16 protein-coding genes are annotated in these 19,918 nt (G+C 71.2%); 6 read left to right on the forward strand and 10 right to left on the reverse strand.

The genetic code is table 11. The annotated features are described in order from the left end of the window. Nucleotide 1: 1 nt before the first annotated feature. Entirely contained in the window at nt 2-1,105 is a 1,104-nt protein-coding gene (locus ASE15_RS01940; protein WP_162259108.1) for a metallophosphoesterase, read from the forward strand. Nucleotides 1,106-1,180: 75 nt separating this feature from the next. On the opposite strand, the gene ASE15_RS01945 is transcribed toward ASE15_RS01940, so the two are convergent. Beyond that, nucleotides 1,181-3,124 carry a glycoside hydrolase family 5 protein gene (locus ASE15_RS01945; protein WP_056760844.1) on the reverse strand — a complete coding sequence of 648 codons (1,944 nt, stop codon included), beginning with the start codon at nt 3,122-3,124 and terminating at the stop codon, nt 1,181-1,183. Between the two features lie 182 nt (nt 3,125-3,306). After that, nucleotides 3,307-3,738: a nucleoside deaminase gene (locus tag ASE15_RS01950; protein WP_056761425.1), complete on the reverse strand. Its 432-nt coding sequence runs from the start codon at nt 3,736-3,738 to the stop codon at nt 3,307-3,309. Between the two features lie 171 nt (nt 3,739-3,909). Between ASE15_RS01950 and upp the strand changes: the two genes are divergently transcribed. The 4 genes from upp to ASE15_RS01970 all read left to right on the forward strand — a co-directional run bounded on the left by upp (nt 3,910) and on the right by ASE15_RS01970 (nt 7,880). After that, nucleotides 3,910-4,545 carry a uracil phosphoribosyltransferase gene (upp, locus tag ASE15_RS01955; RefSeq protein ID WP_056644908.1) on the forward strand — a complete coding sequence of 212 codons (636 nt, stop codon included), beginning with the start codon at nt 3,910-3,912 and terminating at the stop codon, nt 4,543-4,545. A gap of 338 nt (nt 4,546-4,883) precedes the next feature. Beyond that, nucleotides 4,884-5,564: a winged helix-turn-helix domain-containing protein gene (locus ASE15_RS21715; protein WP_056644905.1), complete on the forward strand. Its 681-nt coding sequence runs from the start codon at nt 4,884-4,886 to the stop codon at nt 5,562-5,564. Between the two features lie 175 nt (nt 5,565-5,739). Then, nucleotides 5,740-6,750 carry a hypothetical protein gene (locus ASE15_RS01965; RefSeq protein ID WP_056644902.1) on the forward strand — a complete coding sequence of 337 codons (1,011 nt, stop codon included), beginning with the start codon at nt 5,740-5,742 and terminating at the stop codon, nt 6,748-6,750. 44 nt (nt 6,751-6,794) lie between these two features. After that, nucleotides 6,795-7,880, forward strand: a complete 1,086-nt coding sequence (locus ASE15_RS01970) for a glutathione S-transferase family protein (protein ID WP_082608375.1) — start codon at nt 6,795-6,797, stop codon at nt 7,878-7,880. A 4-nt stretch (nt 7,881-7,884) separates the two neighbouring features. Here ASE15_RS01970 and ASE15_RS01975 read toward each other — a convergent pair whose 3' ends face one another. Then, the gene (locus ASE15_RS01975; protein WP_056760847.1) at nt 7,885-9,030 is read right to left on the reverse strand and encodes a hypothetical protein; all 1,146 of its coding nucleotides are present in this window, start codon (nt 9,028-9,030) and stop codon (nt 7,885-7,887) included. Continuing rightward, nucleotides 9,027-12,545 (reverse strand): sigma-70 family RNA polymerase sigma factor, encoded by a 3,519-nt coding sequence (locus tag ASE15_RS21720; RefSeq protein WP_056760853.1) that lies wholly within the window; start codon nt 12,543-12,545, stop codon nt 9,027-9,029. Before ASE15_RS21720 ends, ASE15_RS01975 begins: the two co-directional genes overlap by 4 nt. Before the next feature lie 218 nt (nt 12,546-12,763). Between ASE15_RS21720 and ASE15_RS01985 the strand changes: the two genes are divergently transcribed. Then, nucleotides 12,764-13,531: a hypothetical protein gene (locus tag ASE15_RS01985; protein ID WP_056644893.1), complete on the forward strand. Its 768-nt coding sequence runs from the start codon at nt 12,764-12,766 to the stop codon at nt 13,529-13,531. 126 nt (nt 13,532-13,657) lie between these two features. Here ASE15_RS01985 and ASE15_RS01990 read toward each other — a convergent pair whose 3' ends face one another. From ASE15_RS01990 to ASE15_RS21725, 6 genes are all read right to left on the reverse strand, one after another. Next, nucleotides 13,658-13,966, reverse strand: coding sequence for a DUF1540 domain-containing protein (locus ASE15_RS01990; RefSeq protein WP_056644890.1), 309 nt, complete (start codon nt 13,964-13,966; stop codon nt 13,658-13,660). 207 nt (nt 13,967-14,173) lie between these two features. Then, nucleotides 14,174-14,668, reverse strand: coding sequence for a heat shock protein transcriptional repressor HspR (locus ASE15_RS01995; RefSeq protein WP_082618104.1), 495 nt, complete (start codon nt 14,666-14,668; stop codon nt 14,174-14,176). Nucleotides 14,669-14,747: 79 nt separating this feature from the next. After that, a complete protein-coding gene (locus ASE15_RS02000; protein WP_056760860.1) occupies nt 14,748-15,758 on the reverse strand; it encodes a DnaJ C-terminal domain-containing protein in 1,011 nt (336 codons plus the stop codon). A 238-nt stretch (nt 15,759-15,996) separates the two neighbouring features. Next, nucleotides 15,997-16,626, reverse strand: coding sequence for a nucleotide exchange factor GrpE (gene grpE / locus ASE15_RS02005; RefSeq protein WP_056760864.1), 630 nt, complete (start codon nt 16,624-16,626; stop codon nt 15,997-15,999). After that, on the reverse strand, nt 16,623-18,503 hold the full coding sequence (gene dnaK, locus ASE15_RS02010; protein ID WP_056644875.1) for a molecular chaperone DnaK: 1,881 nt from the start codon (nt 18,501-18,503) through the stop codon (nt 16,623-16,625). The genes grpE and dnaK overlap by 4 nt, the downstream gene beginning before the upstream one ends. 396 nt (nt 18,504-18,899) lie before the next feature. Further along, nucleotides 18,900-19,829, reverse strand: a complete 930-nt coding sequence (locus ASE15_RS21725; protein WP_056760868.1) for a cold-shock protein — start codon at nt 19,827-19,829, stop codon at nt 18,900-18,902. Between the last annotated feature and the right edge of the window lie 89 nt (nt 19,830-19,918).

The raw sequence follows: 19,918 nt of genomic DNA on the forward strand, positions 1-19,918 counted from the left end.
CGTGACCAGCCCTCCCGTCGTGATGGCCCCACGCCCCGACGGCTTCGAGGTCGTCTGGGGCGTGAGCCGGCTGTGCCGCGGCTGGGTCGAGTGGGAGGCCGACGACGGCTCGCGCGGCACCGCGTCGGGGGACGCGTTCGGCATGGTGCCCCAGGGGGCCCGCGTGCTGCGCGTGCGGGTCGAGAGCCTGCCGCACGGCTCGACCCTGCGCATCAGGACCGTCACCGAGGCCGTCGACGCCTCGTCCCCTCGGCACGAGAGCGCGTGGAAGTCGGTGCGCACGCTCGACGGTTCGTCCGAGGACGCGCGCTTCGCGGTGTGGAACGACACCCACCAGCGCGACGACACCCTGAGGGCGCTGCACGAGGCGACGCCCGAGGTCGACGTGCTCGTCTGGAACGGCGACCTCTGCAACGACTGGACGGACCCCGCGGAGTTCACCACGACCGTCCTGAACCCTGCGGGCCTGGACGTGAGCGACGGCCGCCCCCTCGCGGTCGTCGTGGGCAACCACGACGTGCGCGGCACGTGGGCGTACCAGCTCGAGGACTTCGTCGCCACGCCGGAGGGGCGGCCGTTCACGGCCTTCCGCATCGGTCCGGTCGCATGCGTCGTGCTGCACACGGGCGAGGACAAGCCCGACGCCCACCCGACCTTCGAGGGACGTGTCGCGTTCGAGCCGCTGCGCGCCGAGCAGGCCAGGTGGCTGCGCGAGGTCACGGCTCGTCCCGAGATCGCGGACGCTCCCTACCGCGTGGTGTTCTGCCACATCCCGCTGCGGTGGATCGACGAGACTGTCGTCGACTACGACGCCGACGGCTACGACTGGTTCAGCCGCATGAGCCGCGACGCGTGGCACGACGCGCTCGTCGGGTGGGGCGCCCAGATCGTCGTGTCGGGCCACACGCACTACCAGACCTCGCTCCCCGCGACCGAGGAGTTCCCGTACGCGCAGCTCATCAGCGGCGGTCCCGATGCCGACCCGACGTCCGACGAGGCTGCCGCGTGGATCGACGGCACCGCGTCCGCCGACGAGCTCGTGCTCACGATGCGCGACCTCGCAGGCGAGGTCCTGCACGAGGTCCGTCTGCCACCGCTCGCCTGACGCGGCGACGACGTGAGGGCCGGGTCGCAGCTGCGACCCGGCCCTCACCTCGTCCCCGTGCTGCTCAGCCGTCGATCAGCCGAGCGGCTTGCAGAGCAGCGCGTCGGGCGTGCCCCCGTGGTTCCAGCGCCACGTGAACGCGACGCCCGCGATGTACTCGCCGTCGCCGCACTGGCCCTTGTAGCTGCCGGGCGCCCAGTCGCTCGCGGTCGAGCCGCCGCCTGCCGGCCGGTTGTCGCCCTGGTCGAACCAGACGTTGCGGCCCTGGTTCGACGGCAGCGCGGTCTCGGGCTGCGCGCACAGCAGCTTCGACGTCGACCACTTGTTGACCGTGCCGATCGTCAGGCTGTAGCCCACAGCCATCTGCCCGGCGGGGCACTGCAGCTTGTCGTAGCCGCTCGCCCAGTCGTTCTGCACGTACGCCTCGTTGCTCACGACCGTGCGGGTCGTGGTCAGCGCGGGCTGCAGGTTGTCGGTGCAGAGCGCGCGGTTGGTGCTCCGTGCGACGCCCACGAGACGCTGCGTGTCGGGGCAGCTGCCCTTCCACCGGCCCGGGTCCCAGTCGGGCCGGTCGTTCATGAGGGCCGAGGCGTTCGTGTCGGGCGAGTGGCTCCCGCTGCCGAGCATGTTCCAGCGCACCTCGGGAGCGACGGGACCGGTCTTGCCGTCCGAGGTCACGAGCTTCTTCCACTGCGGGTAGCGCCAGTCGTCGGCGATGCTCAGCCGGGTGCCGTCGGCCTTGTAGGCGAGGAGCGAGAAGGTGTCGACGAAGCTGCCGTCGTCCGTGGCGTGGGCCACGAGGGGCCAGGCCGCGAAGTCGCTGTCGTTCTCGACGAGGATGTCGGTGAAGTTGACCCACCACGCCTTCTCCTTCTCGTTCGTCTGCCCGGCACCGGTGGTGCCGAACTCGCTGAACCAGACGGGGGCCGTGTAGTGCTGACCGGTCGTGTTGACGAAGAGCGCTGCTTCCGTGACGGAGGCCTTGAGCTGTGCCGCCGTCATGTCGCGGTACCGCAGGTCCGTGGTCTCGCCGAGCCCGGTCGCGCCCGTGTGCTGGGGTCCGGTGAACCCGTAGATGTGCGCGGCGTAGACGATCTTGTCGGGGTAGAGCAGCGTGTTGGACAGGTTGCGCACGGGCTTCAGGTGCGGCCGGTCGTGGAAGGTGACGTCGGTCGGGATGCCCTGGAAGTTGATGCCCTCCATGATGACGAGCACGTCAGGATCCGCGCGTTGGATGGCGATGCCGGCCTGCTGGTAGGACTTGTACAGGTCGTTCTTGTCGCCCATGCCCCAGTTGGGGTCGTCGAGGATGTCGCGACGCACCTCGTTGCGCAGGTCCATGCCCACGACGCGGGGATTGTCGGCGTAGCGCTCGGTGAGCATGACCCAGTCACCGATCCACTTCTCGATCGTCTGGCTGCTGTAGGGCTTGGAGTTGCCGTCGTCGGCGCCGCAGCACCAGCGCGACGTCGTCGTGTGGTTGTTGAGGATGACGGCGAACCCGTCGGCCGTGAGCGCTTCGACGACCTCGTCGAAGACCTGCAGCGGTGTCATGCCCCTCAGCTGGGGGTTGGCTGTCACGGCGACGTCGGGCACAGGGGCCGTCATGCCGAGCATCTCGTTCGAGAAGGACAGCCGGATGCTGTTCAGCCCGAGCCCGTGGAAGTCGCTCATGAGGGTGGCCATCGGCACCCGGTCAAGGCCCATGGGGATGTCGTAGCTGATGCCGCTGTTGTGGTTGGCGGGATCGTTCTTGTCGCCGCTGCCGTTCCAGTGCCCTTGAGCGCCGTCCCAGTTGGCGGACTTGAGCTTGAACCGGTCCCCGTCGGCGTCGACGACGTACCGACCGCGGGTGCTGAGCGGCGCGTCCCACGACGCCGACAGCTCCGGGCCGGTCAGCACGGGGATGGGCTCCTCGGTGGACGTGGCGGTCGCCGGGGTCACGACGGTGGTCGTGAGCCCGATCGTTGCCGTGACCGTGACGAGTGCCACGGCGAGCCGCGTGATGCGACGTTGCATGCTGCGAACCTCTCTGTTCGTCTTCTGCGTGTTCGCGAGGCTCGGCCGACCGTTGGAGGGACGCGCCCCGCGACCTGATCCGGTCAGGCTAGGGTGACGAATCACCGATGTCAACGTAAACATCCGCATTCGTGGCAACGTAAACATCACCCGCTCCGGATGAGCCGGGCCCGCTTCGCCTCTCAGCGCTGCGTCTCGAAGAACTCCCGGATGAGGTCGCCGCACTCGACGTCGCGGACGCCTCCCACGACCTCGACGCGGTGAGGGTTGCGCCGGTCGCGCACGATGTCCCACACCGAGCCGCACGCGCCCGCCTTGGGATCCCAGGCGCCGAGCACGAGGCGCTCGACCCGCGCGAGCGTCGTCGCCCCGGCGCACATGGCGCACGGCTCGAGCGTCACGACGAGCGTGCACCCCTCGAGGCGCCACGAGCCGAGCGTCGCGGCGGCCTGACGCAGCGCGAGCACCTCGGCGTGGGCCGTGGGGTCGCCGATCTCCTCGCGCCGGTTGCGCCCGAGGCCGAGCAGACGCCCGTCGGGCCCGACGACGAGCGCCCCGATGGGCACGTCGCCCGTCGCCAGCGCGTGGGTCGCCTCGTGCAGCGCGAGCCCCATGAGCTCGTCCCAGACCGCGCGGCGGGCCGCGACCGTGTCGGGCGGGAAGGTCCCGCTCGCCCAGGGGAGGTCGAGCCCCGCAGGGCCGGGCGTTCCTGGGCCGGACTCTGCGGTGGGGGCGACGTCGTCGGGGACCATGCTCCCGAGGCTACCGGGCGGTACCCTCGAACCATGCGCCTGCACGTCGCCGACCACCCGCTGGTCGCCCACAAGCTCACCGTCCTTCGCAACAAGGACACCGCCTCCCCGACCTTCCGCCTCCTGGTGGACGAGCTCGTGACCCTGCTGGCCTACGAGGCGACGCGGGACGTCCGGGTCGAGCCCCACGAGGTCGAGACCCCGGTCACCACGACGGTCGGGGTCCGCATCGCCGAGCCCCGCCCGCTCGTCGTCCCCATCCTGCGTGCCGGCCTGGGGATGCTCGAGGGCATGACCCGCCTGCTGCCCACCGCCGAGGTGGGCTTCCTGGGGATGCAGCGCGACGAGGAGACGCTCGAGGCCGTCACGTACGCCAACCGCCTCCCGGACGACCTGACGGGTCGCCACGTGTTCCTGCTCGACCCCATGCTCGCGACCGGCGGGACGCTCGTCGCGGCGATCGACTACGTGTTCGAGCGTGGCGCCCGTGACGTGACGGCGGTGTGCCTGCTCGCGGCCCCGGAGGGCATCGAGGTCCTCGAGAAGGCGATCGGCGACCGGGTCGACGTCCAGCTCGTCGTGGCCGCGGTCGACGAGCGGCTCGACGAGAAGGCCTACATCGTCCCCGGCCTGGGTGACGCGGGCGACCGCCTGTACGGCGTCGTCTGACCGGGTCGACGTCCGAGCGCTCGGAGCGGGGCCGCCGGGAGGACCTGGCGGCCCCGTCCTGCGTGACGATGCCCGACGACGCCACGTCCGTCCCATTTTCGCGTCTCACCTTGTGAGATCTTCGGTTCTTCCCCTTGGCGGCCTTCGGCACCGCTGCCATGCTCACCTGGTGACCCCCTCGCTGAGCTTCCGCGGTGCCACCCGGCGCCCGAGCGTCAGCATGTCCTCCTGCGTCTGTTGTCCGGCCTGACTCGCTCAGCCCCCTGACAACCCTGCCGACCCTCGTCGGCGCCGCTCCGGCTCCTCGCCGTCGAGCGGGAAGACCCACGGAGCCTCGCATGACCACGCTGACCCAGAAGACCGCCCAGCCCCACGCCGCGCACCGCCGCAACCACCCCGGGTTCGTCCTGTACGTCGGGGTCGACGCGGCGTCGGGCGAGCACCCGCAGGCCGAGCTCGTCGAGCTCGCCGAGGCCCTCGGAGAGCTCGCCCGGGAATGGCTGCCGGCCGCCGAGACCTACACGGCCCTGACGCTCTCCGAACCGGCGACCGACTCGCACGAGCCGCTCGTCGACCACGGTCGACGCAAGGTGCGTGGGCGCAGCGCGGCCCGCCGCGCCGAGGTGCCCACCCCGGCACCGGACCTGGCCCCGCTCGGAGACGTCAACGCGTTCCGCGACCGCCTCGCGGCCCTGTCGCCGTTCCCGCGCGTCGTGATCGACCCGGTCGGTCGGCGGGTCACCGTCGACGGCTCGGTCCAGCGCCTCACGTACAAGGAGTTCGAGCTCCTGTCGCACCTCTACCGCTCGGCGCACCGCGTCGTGACCCGCGAGGAGCTCCTGTCGACCGTCTGGGGAGCCGACGCCGTGCGCGACGGCAGCCGGACGATCGACGTCCACGTGCGGCGGCTGCGCGAGAAGCTCGGCCTCCAGCACGTCATCACGACCGTCCGCGGGCTCGGCTACCGGTTCGACCCGCAGACCCACGTCGTCCTCAGCGGCTCGGGGGACGCCGCCTGAGGACAGGTGCTGCCGGGTCGGGCGCTCGTGATTCCGTGGGGGGATCGGCGCGGCCCGGCAGCACGGCTCCGGTGCGAGAGACCACCCGGGCCTCGAGGACCGGTTTGGCCGGGACGCCCCGCCGGGGTTGGATGGACCGGTTCATCCGTTCCGTCCCCGCGAGGTCCTCTCCGCCGTGCCCGTCCTCCCACCGCCCGCCCGACCGTCCGTCGGCCTCCTCGGCGCAGGCGTCGCGCTCGTGCTCCTGACGGGGTGCACCGGGACCGGAGCCACCGCGGCACCGGCTGTGCCCTCTGTCGCCGTGCGTGAACCCGTCACGACCCGCGCCGAGGCCGACACGCTCTTCGCGGGACTCACCTCGGCACGGAACACCGCGAACGCGGCCCGGGACGCGGCTGCTCTCTCGCTCGTCGAGACGGGGCCGAGCCTGCGCGCCTCGACCTTCGCCTACGCCGCGCAGGTCGCGCAGGGGGCCGCGCCCGTCGCGCCCTACACCTCGACCGCGGGCGCACTCGCCGCCCCGGAGCGTGGCACCGCGGACTGGTTCTACTCGCTGAGCGCACCGGGCGACACAGCGGTCGGCGACACCACGGGCGAGTATGTCGAGTCGACGTTCTTCACGCGCGCGGGCGAGGGCGACCCCTGGCTGCTGACCTACCGGCTGGCGACCGACCCGGCCGTCGCCCTGCCGCAGCCCGCGCTCTCGGGCGGCTCCGCCGTCGTGCCCGACGGCGACGCGCGCGCCCGCGGGGACCTCGCCCTCCAGGACGTGGTCGCGTACGCGAGCACCGGGCAGCCCGCCCCCGCGCTCGACGTGACGGACGCCGACCAGCTCGCGACCGCGCACACCCAGGGCTTCCCCCTGCCCGACCTCTCGCCCGACGCCGGGACCGAGCAGCGCGCCTGCACGCTCGAGGAGCCCGCCCCGGCCTGGGCCTCGTCCACCCGGGGGATCTTCGCGATGGCGTCGGTCGAGTGCACGCAGAGCGTCGCGCTCACGGGAGGCTGGACGGCGCCGACGCCCACGACCGGGACGATCGGCACGGTCCCCGTCGGGGCCCGCTTGTCGGGGTGGACGGTCTCGCAGTCGGTCACGGTCCTCGTCGAGGTGCACGACGACGGCACGTCCCGGGTGGTCGGGTCCGGTCTGCGCCCGGTCCGGACGGACGTCACACCCGCCCCGTGACCCGGATCGCTGCACGTCCCCGGCCACCGACGTAGGTTCGGAGCATGAGCGACTCGACCGGATCGAACCCCGTACCGCGCGGCTGGAAGCGCCGCGGCCCGCACTTCACCGACCGGATCGCGGCGAGCAGCACCTCGCAGCCCGGCGGCCAGGGCGACGACCAGGGCAGGTGGCCCGTCGAGCCGGGCCGCTACCGCCTCGTCGCAAGCCTCGCGTGCCCGTGGGCGCACCGCTCGATCATCGTGCGGCGCCTGCTGGGGCTCGAGGGCGCGATCTCGTTGGGGATCGTCGACCCGATCCAGGACTCCCGGTCGTGGCGCTTCACGCTCGACCGCGACGGGATCGACCCCGAGCTCGGCTCACGCTTCCTCGCCGAGCACTACCTCGCGCGCGACCCTGAGGACGACGGCGGTGTGAGCGTGCCGGCGATCGTCGACGTGCCCTCGCGGCTGCTCGTCACGAACGACTACCCGCAGATCACGCTCGACCTGTCGACCGAGTGGACCGCCTACCACCGCCCCGGCGCGCCCGACCTGTACCCCGAGGCGTGGCGCGACGAGATCGACGACGTCGCCGAGAAGGTCTTCCTCGACGTCAACAACGGGGTCTACCGGGCCGGGTTCGCGGACTCGCAGGAGAAGTACGACACGGCGTTCGGGATCCTCTTCGAACGGCTCGACTGGTTGTCGGACCGGTTGTCGGAGCGCCGCTACCTGGTGGGTGACCACATCACCGAGGCCGACGTGCGGCTCTTCACGACGCTCGTGCGCTTCGACGCGGTCTACCACGGGCACTTCAAGACCAACCGCAACAAGATCACCGAGGACCGCGTCCTGTGGGCCTACGTGCGGGACCTGTTCCAGACGCCGGGGTTCGGCGACACCGTGAACTTCGACCACATCAAGCACCACTACTACCGCGTGCACACGCAGCTCAACCCGAGCGGGATCGTGCCCGACGGCCCTGACCTCTCGGGATGGCTGACCCCCCACGGGCGCGAGGCGCTCGGTGGTTCACCGTTCGGCGACGGACGCGCACCGACGGCCGCGACGGACCTGGCGTCCTACCACCTTGCGCCGCTCGCAGTCCCTGTGGCCGACGAGCCCCAGGCCGCGAGGCCGCGCGACTGAGGGTCTACTCCGCGTCCCACGTCGCACTCCCCAGGAGGGTGTGCGGCGTGAAGAACGAGAGGTGGGAGATCGTCGCGACGTAGTTCGTGCCATGGCTCACGACGCGGTCACCCCGGACGTAGAACTGCCCGTACTGCCAGGCGGGCAGGCACGACTTCCCGGCGACCTGGAAGGTCCACGACGTCCCCGCGTCGGTCACGACGCGGTAGGTCGCGCCGCCCTCACCCGCGCTGGGCGCCTTGACCTGGATGCTCGTCCCGGGCTGCACCGTGCGGGTCGAGTCGCGGACGACCGCGGCCGAACCCTCGATGTGGAACGTCACGGCCTGGGTCGACGCCGTGTTGTCGTACACGAAGGTGACGGGCTGGTACGAGCGCTGATCGTTGTCCTCGAACCAGCAGGCACCGACCGTGGGAGCACCGACGACGGGAGCGACGACGACCGGCACGTAGCGCGCCGCCTCGTAGCCCGCGGTCGCGGTGCTCGTGTACTCCTTGCCGTCGACCGTGCGCGACTGCCGGAGCTCGACCACCCCCGCAGGGACCTCGCTCTTGCCCGTGTCCTGGGTGAACGTGGCCGTGGCCCCGGGCTCGACCGTTACCGGAGCACCGGCGGTGCCGTACGGGGTGACCATCGAGACCTGCATCGACTCGTTCGAGGAGTTGGTCAGTCGGCCCGTCAGGCGGACCGTGCGATCGAGGACTGCGGACGTCGCGGAGGCCTTGACCGTCCAGTCGGGCGCGTAGCAGCTCACGCCCGGGACGGTGTGGCTCGCGAGCTGGGCACCGTCGGCCAGGACCGTGAACGTCGCGCCCGCGGGACCGACGCTCGTGCTGACCGTCTCGGTCTGCCCGGCGGCGACCGTCCGGGAGAGGTCGTCACGTCCCGTCACCGTGAACGGCACGGGGAGCGTGGAGGCCGAGTTGTCGAACGTGAGCGTCACAGGGGCCGACGACGAGTGCGCGTCCGGGTCGAACACGCACTGGCCGACGGCTGGCGCCGGGCTCGTGGGCGCGATCGACGCAGCCGGGAACAGCACGGCCTGGTTCTGCGTGTATCCCTTGCCCGGTGCACCGACCTCGGTGACCCAGCGGTACTGGCGGAAGGTGACCTCCCCGGCCTCGACCGCAGCCCTGCCCGTCTCGATCACGAACGTCCCCGTCGCACCCGGCGCGAGCGTGACCTTCTCCGAGTCCTTGACGTCCCCCAGCCCTCCGGCGCGAGCATCCGCACGTCCATGGCCTCAGCCGTCGTGTTCGTCAACGTACCCACCAGACGAACCGCACCACCCACGTTCTGCGCAGCCACCGAGAACTCCTGCGACCACGCCGGCACATAACAGCTCTCACCCTGCACCGTGAACGAACCCGCCGACCGACCATCGGTCAGCACGCTGACGTCCTGCGCAGCCAACCCCTGCACCAGGCCCGACGCCGTCACGCTCGCCTTCTCGCCCGCACCCACCTCCGTGCGCAGCCCCTCATGCCCCACGACCCCGAACACCACCGGAAGCGTCGAGGACGAGTTGTCGAACACGAACACCACGTCGAACACCGACGTCCGCGWCGCCACGTCGAAACGACACTCACCCACCACCGGCTGCACGACCTTCGGAGCGATCACCGCACCCTCGAACGCAGCGGTCGTGGTGTGCGTGTACTCCTTGCCGTCGCTGGGAGGTCCGTCCTCGCCCGGACCGATGTCCTCGACCCAGCGGGCCTGGTGGAAGGCGACCTTCCCGGCCTCGACCGCAGCCCTGCCCGTGTCGATCACGAACGTCCCCGTCGCACCCGGCGCGAGCGTGACCACCTTCGAGTCCGCGACGTCACCCAGACCCTCCGGCGCGAGCATCCGCACGTCCATCGGGGTCGTCGACGTGTTGGTCGCAGAACCGACGAGACGGACCGTACCGCCCACGTTCTCTGCGGTGACCGTGGCGGCGGCCAGCCAGTCGCCGTCCGGGACCCGATAGCAGTCGAGAGCCTCGAAGGCACCCGCCTCGACCGGACGGGTGTACTCGGCGCCTGCGACGGTGGTCGCGAGCGTCAGGGTCGCCTTGCCCTCGGGGAAGCGGTACCCGTCGTCCAGCCGGAGGTCGGCCGTCTCGCCACGAGTCAGTCCGACGACGGGCGAGGTCGAGCCGACGGCGTCGAGACGCACCCGGAGGTCGTCGTACGCGGTCGTGTTGGTGACGCCTGCGAGAGCGATCGAGGCTGTGCTCGCGTCGACGCCGACGCACTGGGGAACCGCGCGGGTCCCCGAGGGGATCGCGTCTTCCGCACCGGCCCACGGGGAGCCGACCCGGAGCGTCGCGCTCGCGGAGTCCTGGACCGACTTCCCGTCGGAGCTCGCCGAGGCCGCGAACGTCAGACCGGTCGTCGACGCCGGGGCCCCGCCGTCTGCGACCAGCTGCACGTCGAGCACGACGGCCGGTCCGGCACTCGCGCTCGCGTCCGGCGCCGGGAGTCCGCCTGCGCCGGTCACCGAGCAGCGCGCCGACGATCCGTCGGGCTCGCAGAACCATCCAGGCGTCAGGGCGCGGGCCGAGCTCCCCGACGGAAGGTTCCCCACCGAGAACGTGAGTCCCTGGGCGTCGACGTCACCGGTGTTCCGGGCCGAGAGCCGGACCGCCGACGCACCGGGGTTGAGCAGCTCACCCACGACGGGGGTCGCAAGGTCCACCTCGGCGCCGTAGGACTGGACCGGCGCCGGCGCGTAGGTCTTCTTCACGGGCACCAGGCCCTTGCCGTGGACAGTGCCACCGAAGCTGTACGTGCCTCCGCGGGAGGCCTGCACCGTGACGACCAGCTCCTTGTTCTCCCCTGGCGCCAGCACGCCGACCGTGCAGGTCACGAGCGAGGTCCCGTCGCCCTGAGGCACGGCCGTGCCGCACGGGAGCGCCGCGGCCTTCAGGGCGGGCACCACGCCCCGCCCGGCAATGACCGTGGAGCTCACGACCGAGACGTTGGCCGGGAGCGTGACGTCGACGACGACCTCCTCGGCGGACGTCCCACCGGTGTTCGACGCCGTGAGCGTCAGATCCTCAGGGTCGCGAGGAGCGAGCTGGAGTGGCGCGAAGGCCAGATCGAGCGTGGCCGGAGCGGGATCGACCGGGTCCACCGGGTCGACCGGATCGACCGGATCGACCGGGTCCACCGGATCGACCGGATCGACCGGGGTGAGGGGCGTCGCCGGGACGGTCGTCCCGGGCCCTGCCTGATCGCCGGCGGTGCCCGTACCGCCACCCGCGTCGCCACCGGTGCCAGCGCCGGTCCCGCCCGCGCCCCCGCCGGTGTTCCCGCCCGCGGTCAGCGGCGTCGAGCCGGTGCCGTCCTCCTCGAGCGGCGCCAGGTTGGCGGGGGACGTGGGGTCCGCGCTCGGGGGCGTGGGTGCTGTCGTCGGAGATCCGGTCGGCGTGTCGGTCGGAGACTGGGAAGGGTCCGGGCTCGCACCCGCGCTGGGCGGCGTGTCGGACGAGAATCCACCGTTCACCGCGACGACGCCTACGCCGACAGCCGCGATGGCCACGACGCCGACGGCCGCCGCGACCAGCGGTGATGCTGCGATGAAGGCGGCGATCCCTGTCGCACCGGCCACGGCCGCCCCTGATCCGGCAGCCACGGCACCGGTCGCACCGGCGGCGGCTGCGGCTCCCACGGCCCCGCCCGCCCCGGCACCCGCGGCCGTGGTTCCACCGGCTGCTCCGGCCGTCGCCGCTGCGCCTCCCCCGGCCCCGACGGCACTGCTCCCCCCTGCCGCGGCACCACCGGAGGTACCTGCTGTCGTCCCGGAGGCGCTCGCCGAGGCCCCGGTTCCCGCACCGGCTCCGCCCGCGACGGCACCGCCGCCGACGATCGGGAGCGCGTGCCCCACCAGCCCGAGTCCCGCGACCCCGAACACCAGGGGCGCGATCACCGCACGCATGCCGTGCGAGACGTCACCGAGCTCGAGCACGAGCCCTCGGCACTCGCCACAGCCTTCGAGGTGCGCGTCGACCTTGGCGTTCTCCCGCTTCGCGAGCCCTCCCCGGACGTAGGAGCCGAGCAGCGGGTTGACGACCTCGCACCCCTCGCTCGCCGCTCCCGTCAGGTGCTGCTGGAGGTAGGCCTGACGCAGCCCCTCTCGCGCGCGGTAGGCGAGGGCCGAGACTCCGTTGGCCGACAGCCCGAGCAGGGGCGCGATCTGGGCCGGGTTCATCTCCTCGACCTCGGTGTACCAGAGGACGGCCTGCCACCGCTCGGGCAGGCCCTGGTAGGCCTTGGTCACGATCGACCGCTCGAAACCCTGCAGGGTCGGGTCCTCGGTCGAGGCCATGGGGCCGAACGCGGTCTCGAAGGTCTCGACGTCGTCGGTCGGCTGGGTGCGCCTGACTCCGTTCACCAGGTCGTACGAGAGGCGGCGGACGACCGTGAAGAGGTAGGCACGGAACGTGACGTCCGGTCCCCCGCCGGTCTGCAGGATGCCGAGGACCTTGGCGAACGCCTCGGACACCACGTCGTCCGCGTCCGAGGTCGAGTGGACGTACTGGCGCGCCACGGTACGGGCGGCAGCGGCGTGCCGCTCGTAGAGTGCACCGAACGCGGAGTGGTCGCCACCGCGCACGGCGGTGATCAGCTCGGCGTCGCTCGTCGAAGCGCCGTCCGCGTACGTCTCGACCTGGGTCATTCCCTCGCCCCTGACTGCGCCTCGTGCAGTTGAGGCTCCTCTCGCTCATAGTAGACGTCACGAACCCCAGTGTTTTCAACGTCTCACGGGCGATATGCGCTGCTTGTCCTATCCTCGCAGGGGCGATCCTCGCGAACCGCCCGGACCTCCGAGCGGATGAAACCAAAGTGCTCGGTCGGTATCGCGTCATGAGTGTCGGCCTGAGGGGTCTCATGGGTATGGACCTACGACCTGGCTACCCCCAGCCAGCCGTCGACTCGCTGCTCGCCGAGTGGCAGGCGGCGAGCATGGACTCCGTCTGGCTGCGCCCCGGCGACTGGTACCACCCTGCGGTGGAAGCGTTGGCCGAGGCGCTGACGGACGGACGCCCCACGGCCCCTGCCGCCGACCGGCTCGGTGAGGCTCGGGGGCACGTCGGCATCAGCATGGGCGAGACGATCGACGACCTCGCGTGCCTGTTCGGCGCCTGGGGCACCCAGCCCGAGCTCGACACCCTGCGCGCCCTGAGCACCGGATGGGTCCGCGGCAACGAGCCGAGCCTCCTGGTCCCGCTCACGACCGACCCGCGGTCGGGCCTGGCCACCCCCGAGTACCTCGTGCAGCGTCTGCGTGAGACGTACGGCGCGGGCGAGCGCAGCGGACGCCCCGCGTCCCGCACCCACTGCCTGCTGCTCGTGGACGTCGCGGTCGACCGGATCGACGGTTGGCAGAAGGTCGCGCGCGCGGCCGCGATGGGCAAGATCTTCACCGAGGTGTTCGGCACGGGCCATCCCGTCGCGACGCTCGGTGGGGGCGTCTACGCCGCGCTGTGCGAGCGCGGCGCGGACCTCGAGCCGGTGCGCTCCGAGCTGCGGCACCGGATCGAGCGCACCGCGCTCTCCTACGGCGTCACCGCGGTGCTCCGGCGACCTCCGCGCGTCTGGGTCGAGCCGCTCCCGACCGCTCACGCGGGAGCCGCGTCGCTCCTCCAGGCGCTCGGGCGCTGAGAGACCTTCCTCCTCGAGGCGCCGTGTCCCCGGAAACACCTCGACGCCCGTCGTCCGGCGAGGGACGAGCAGGGCGTCGAGGGGGAACGCGCGAGGGGGGACGTTGCGCGAGGGGTCGGGACTCGCTCAGCGAGGAGCGTAGGTGAGGCAGTCCGCGTGGTCGGCGCCCAGGGGGCCGGCTCCGACGCGGATCGAGGAGGCGTTGCACTCGAGCGACTCGTTGTGGGCGCACTCCCCGCGCTGGCAGGCGCCGACGTGGGCGATGACCTTCTCGAGGCCGCCCTTGGCCGTGAGCGGGATGAACGTGGCGCACTCGGCCTCGCCGCCGTGGGCGGCGATCGTCACGGCACCGGCGTGGCAGCCGTGCTCGTGGTTGTATCCGCAGCCGTCGATCGAACACTCGACGACCTGGGGCAACTCCATCAGGCTGCTCATGGGACTTCTCCTTGCTCAAGGGACAGGGGCAGATCAACCGTGCATTTCCTTCACGGTATTCCTTGATGCAGCCCTTGTATAGGAAGCAAGGCCTCACTCACTTCGGCGGAATTCCGCCAATTTTACGTCACACGAACCGCGCGTAAATGCGAAGAGATTCGCGTTCGGCCCGGCATTTCCCGCGTCGCGTCGCGGGTCTCGGCGCGGTCAGTCCCCGCGCCCGGGCCGCCAGAGGACGAGTGCCCGGGTCTCCGTGTCCTGCCCTGCGACGGTTCGTCCGGCGTCCTCCGGGCTGCCTCGCCGGACCCGTCGGCCGCGCGGGACCATGACCACGTCGCCGCTGACCCCCGCGGCGAAGACTCGCCCGCCCTCGAGCCGCGCCGAGAGCGCGTCGAGCCGGGACTCGAGCCGGTCGACCTGCTCCTCGAGCGCGAGGATGCGGCGGATCCCGGCGAGGTTGACGCCCTCCTCCTGGGAGAGCCGCTGGACCTCGAGGAGCTTCGCGACGTCGCGCTGGGAGTACCGGCGCCCGCGCCCCATGGTGCGGCGCGGGGTCACGAGCCCCAGCCGGTCGTACTGGCGCAGCGTCTGCGGGTGCATCCCGGCGAGCGCCGCCGCCTGCGAGATGGCGAGCACGGGGGCGTCGTCGTACGCGTTGAACGGCATCTGTGCCGCTGCCGCTCCGGACTCTTTCCTGACCATGCGTCCTCCTCTCACCATTCTGCTCTCGGGGGGTGGCGCTCGACGAGGCCTGCGGGGGCCTCGTCGAGCGCGGGTCCTGCTACTCCGCGGCGCGTCCGAACAGGTCCGAACGCACGTCGCTCTCGCCGTCTGTCGCTGCCGCGAGCTGCTCGACCGCTTCCTTGGCGGCCTTCGAGAGCTTCTGCGGCACGACGACCTGGATCGTGACGAGCAGGTCTCCGGTGGCCTTGGCGGTCTTGACGCCCTTGCCCTTGACGCGCAGCGTGCGTCCGGACGGCGTGCCCGCGGGGACCTTGACCTTGACGGGCTTGCCGTCGAGCGTCGGGACCTCGATGGTCGCACCGAGCGCTGCCTCGGCGAACGTCACGGGGACCGTGAGCCGCAGGTTGTGCTTGTCGTCGACCGAGAACACGGGGTGCGGCGTGACGTGCACCGTGATGACCAGGTCGCCCGGCGCTCCGCCCGCGACGCCCGGACGCCCCTTGCCACGCAGGCGGATCTTCTGGCCGTCGCGCACACCGGCAGGGATGCGGGCCGTGACGGTGCGGCCTTCGGTCGAGACGGTGACGGTCGCGCCCTCGACGGCGGGCCGGAAGCCGAGCGTCGCGGACGAGTGCACGTCGGCACCGGCCTGCGGCCTTGCCGCGTTGGGACGGAACCCGGTCTGGGCTCCCCCGCCGCCGAACATCGACCCGAGGATGTCCTCGAAGCCTCCGCCTCCGCCGGTCTGCGTGGAGTACCGCACGCGGCCTCCCCCGCCACCGCCGCCGCCGAACATGCCGCCGAAGATGTCCTCGAACCCTCCGGCCCCGCCGGCCGGTCCACCGGCTCCTGCGGAGAAGCGGGCGCCCCCGCCGGCCATGGCACGGATCGCGTCGTACTGCTGGCGCTGCTCGGCGTCGGAGAGGACCGCGTAGGCCTCGCCGATCTCCTTGAACTTCGCCTCGGCCTTGGCGTCACCCTGGTTCTGGTCGGGGTGGTAGGTGCGGGCCAGCTTGCGGTACGCCTTCTTGATCGCGGCGTCGTCGGCATCCTTGGGGACGCCGAGCGCGGCGTAGAAGTCCTTCTCGATCCAGTCCTGACCGGTCAAGGCGCCTCCTCTCGTGGTGTCACCGGCCGCGGGCCGGTGGTCGTCTGCTCTCTGAAGTCTTGGTGTTCGTTCAGTCGTTCGCTCGTTCTGTCGTTCTGTCGTGCGTCAGGTCCCGGGGACCTGCTCTCCCGGCCTGCCCGACGGCGGAGCGTCACCTTCGCGTGGAAGGTGCGCTCCGTCGTCGGGCAACCGGGAACGTGGGTGCCCGGCCCCGGAGGACCGGGCGCCCACGACCGTCCTACTCCGGTCCGACGACCGAGACGCGCGCGGCGCGCACGACCTTCTCGCCGATCCGGTAGCCCGGCTCGATGACCATGTTGACCGTGGCCGACGTGGCCTGCGGGTCCACCTGGTGCATGAGCGCCTCGTGGACGTTCGGGTCGAACTCCTCGCCCACGACGCCGTACCGCTCGATGCCGAACTTTGCGAGGCTCGCGTCGAGCTTGTCGGAGATCGCGACGAACGGTCCGTCGAGCTCGCCGTGCTGGCGGGCCCGGTCGATGTCGTCGAGGACCGGCAGGAGCGCGGCCAGGACGTCCTCGACGCCCTTGACGCGCGCGGCCTCCTGGTCACGCAGCGACCGGTTGCGGTAGTTGGTGAAGCTGGCCCGCTCACGCTGGAGGGCGTCGAGGTGGGCAGCTGCCTCGGACTGCGCAGCCAGCAGCGCTGCGTCGTCCCCGGCCTCACCGGTGGGCTCGAAGTCGAGCCCCGCCAGCGGGTCGTTCTCGGCGTCGTCACCTGCCGAGCCGGCCCCCTCGGGGGCAGCCTCCTTGGGCTGCCCCTCCGGGGTCACCTTGCGCTTGTCGGTGAAGTGGAAGGGCTGGTCCTCGGAGCCGAGCTCCTCGGGGCCCTGGGCGTCGCTCGTCACTTCTTGTCGTCCTCGTCCACGATCTCCGCGTCGACGATGTCCTCGTCGGGCGCGAACGGAGCACCGGCGGCCGCAGCGGCGTCGGCGTCAGCCGCGCCCTGGTTGCCCGCGGCCTGCTCCTGCTCCGCCGCGGCGTAGAGCGCCTCGCCGATCTTCTGGCTCGAGGCCAGGAGCTTCTCGTGGGCCGACTTCACGGCCTCCGCGTCGGTGCCCTCGAGCGCCGTCTTGACCGACGCGATGTCGGCCTCGACCTCGGTGACGACCTCAGCGGGGAGCTTCTCCTTGTTCTCCGCGACGAGCTTCTCGGTCGAGTACACGAACGCCTCGGCCTGGTTGCGGTTCTCCGCCTCCTCGCGACGCTTCTTGTCCTCGGCCGCGTGCTCCTCGGCCTCCTTGACCATGCGGTCGATGTCCTCCTTCGGCAGCGCGGAGCCACCGGTGATGGTCATCTTCTGCTCCTTGCCGGTGCCGCGGTCCTTGGCGCCGACGTGGACGATGCCGTTCGCGTCGATGTCGAAGGTGACCTCGATCTGCGGCAGGCCGCGCGGGGCCGGGGCGATGCCCGTGAGCTCGAACGTGCCCAGCGGCTTGTTGTCTCGGGCGAACTCGCGCTCACCCTGGAAGACCTGGATCAGCACCGACGGCTGGTTGTCCTCGGCGGTCGAGAAGACCTCGCTGCGCTTGGTCGGGATGGCCGTGTTGCGCTCGATGAGCTTGGTCATCACGCCACCCTTGGTCTCGATGCCCAGGGACAGCGGGGTGACGTCGATCAGGAGGACGTCCTTGCGCTCGCCCTTGATGACACCGGCCTGCAGCGCGGCACCGACGGCCACGACCTCGTCCGGGTTGACGCTCTTGTTGGGCTCCTTGCCGCCCGTGAGCTCCTTGACGACCTCGGTCACGGCGGGCATGCGGGTGGAACCACCCACGAGCACGATGTGGTCGATGTCGTTGACCGAGATGCCGGCGTCACGGATGACGGCGTGGAACGGCGCCTTGGTCCGGTCGATGAGGTCCTGCGTCATCTGCTGGAACTGAGCGCGCGTGAGCTTCTCGTCCAGGTGGATGGGGCCGTTCTCGCTCATCGAGAGGTACTGCATGGAGATGTTGGTGCTCGTCGCGGACGAGAGCTCCTTCTTCGCCTGCTCGGCAGCCTCACGCAGACGCTGGAGCGCGATCTTGTCCTTGGACAGGTCGACGCCCGAGCTGTTCTTCACCTGCTGGATGAGGTGCTCGACGATGCGGTTGTCCCAGTCGTCGCCACCGAGGCGGTTGTCGCCCGAGGTCGCGCGCACCTGGATGGTCGAGAAGTCGTCCTCGTCCTTGCCCACCTCGAGGAGGGAGACGTCGAACGTTCCACCACCGAGGTCGAAGACGAGGATGAGCTCGTCCTCCTTGCCCTTCTCCAGGCCGTAGGCCAGAGCGGCGGCGGTGGGCTCGTTGACGATGCGCAGGACGTTGAGGCCCGCGATCTGCCCGGCGTCCTTGGTCGCCTGGCGCTCAGCGTCGTTGAAGTACGCCGGGACCGTGATGACCGCGTCCGTGACGGGCTCGCCCAGGTACTCCTCGGCGTCGCGCTTCAGCTTGCCGAGCACGCGCGCCGAGATCTCCTGCGCGCTGTACTTCTTGTCGTCGATCTCGACCGACCAGTCGGTGCCCATGTGGCGCTTGACCGACGTGATGGTGCGGTCGACGTTGGTGACCGCCTGACGCTTGGCGATCTCGCCGACGAGGACCTCGCCGGTCTTCGAGAACGCGACGACCGACGGGGTCGTGCGAGCGCCCTCGGCGTTCGCGATGACGGTGGGCTCCCCACCCTCGAGGACGGCAACCACCGAGTTGGTGGTGCCCAGGTCGATTCCGACCGCTCGTGCCATGTTCGTGCCTCCGTTGTGTTGCTGTGTGCTGCTACGTGTGTGTCGTTCGATCGGCAGCCCGTGGCGGTTCACTGCCCGACGGCGCGTCGTGGCGCGCTCGCCCGGACCTTCCCCTGCCCGGTGATGGGTGTCGCCACCCGGCTGCCGGTTGAGTCGTCCTCACTCAAGTTATGCCGGTCCGTGCCGCTGCGCAAGCGGCGGGGGCGTGAACTTGAGTCCACTAGGCTCAACCTTGGCCTGGAGGGGAGTATTCCCAGGGTCGAACGGCTCGTCCAGGAGGCGACGCAGATCGTGTCGCACGCGAACGACCACGGCGAGAGGTGGTCACCGTGGTCGTTCGAGGGGGCCGGTCGCCTGGAGCCGCTCATCCCCTCGCTCGCGGCGCCCGCCCCTGGCTCAGGCCAGCTCGACGGCGTCAGCCTGCGGTCCCCGGTCGCTCTGGCGCACCTTGTACCGGACCCGGTCGCCCTCCTCCAGGACCTCGTCACCCCGCACGACCGACACGTGCACGAACAGGTCCAGGCCCCCGTCATCGGGGGTGATGAAACCGAAACCACGCTCCTCGTCGTAGCGCGCAACCGTGCCCTCGCCGCCGCGCACGGGTCCGCCGGATGCGGCGGGACGGCCCGGCCGTCCGCGGTCCATGCCGCCGTGCCCGCCCCCGGAGCCGCGTGCGAGCTGCACGTTGCGGGCGTTCGGCCCCTTGTCGCCGTCGACGACGTCATACGTCACGCGGTCGCCCTCGGAGAGCTCGGTCAGCCCCGAGCCGAGCGCCTTGACGTGGACGAAGACGTCGTCGCCTCCCGAGTCGGGAGCGATGAACCCGAAGCCCTTGATGTCGTCGTACCAGGACACCGTGCCGTCCGCGCCGTCTGACGCGGGCCGTGCGGCCTCGGCCCTGAGCGGGAGCAGGTGGTCGGCCTGCGGCCCCTTCTCCCCGTCGACGACGAGGAACGCCACACGCTGCCCCTCCGAGATCACACCGCCCCCGACGATCGCCGAGCTGTGCACGAAGATCTCGGTGCGGTCGTCGTCGGGCGTGACGAACCCGTATCCCTTGGTCGGCTCGTACCAGTTGACGGTACCGAGCACGCCCATGGGCGCATCTGCGGCGCGGTCGCCCGTGACACGGACGCGGCGCGCCTGGGGCCCACGGTCCCCCTCGCCCATCTCGAACTCGACGGTCTGCCCCTCACGGAGCAGCCTCGGTCCGTCGTCACCGACGATCTCGGACGCATGCACGAACAGGTCTTCGGCCTCGTTCCCGAGGTCGATGAAGCCAAAGCCTCGGTCGGCGTCGAACCATCGGACTGTTCCCTGGGGCACTTGGGGCTCCTCTATCTCGGCAGACATTGCTGTCACCTATTGTCCCCCCGGACGGAACCGCCGACCGTTGGGTTCCTTGACCCTCGACC

The organism is Oerskovia sp. Root22, assembly GCF_001429135.1.
GTDB lineage: Bacteria > Actinomycetota > Actinomycetes > Actinomycetales > Cellulomonadaceae > Oerskovia > Oerskovia enterophila.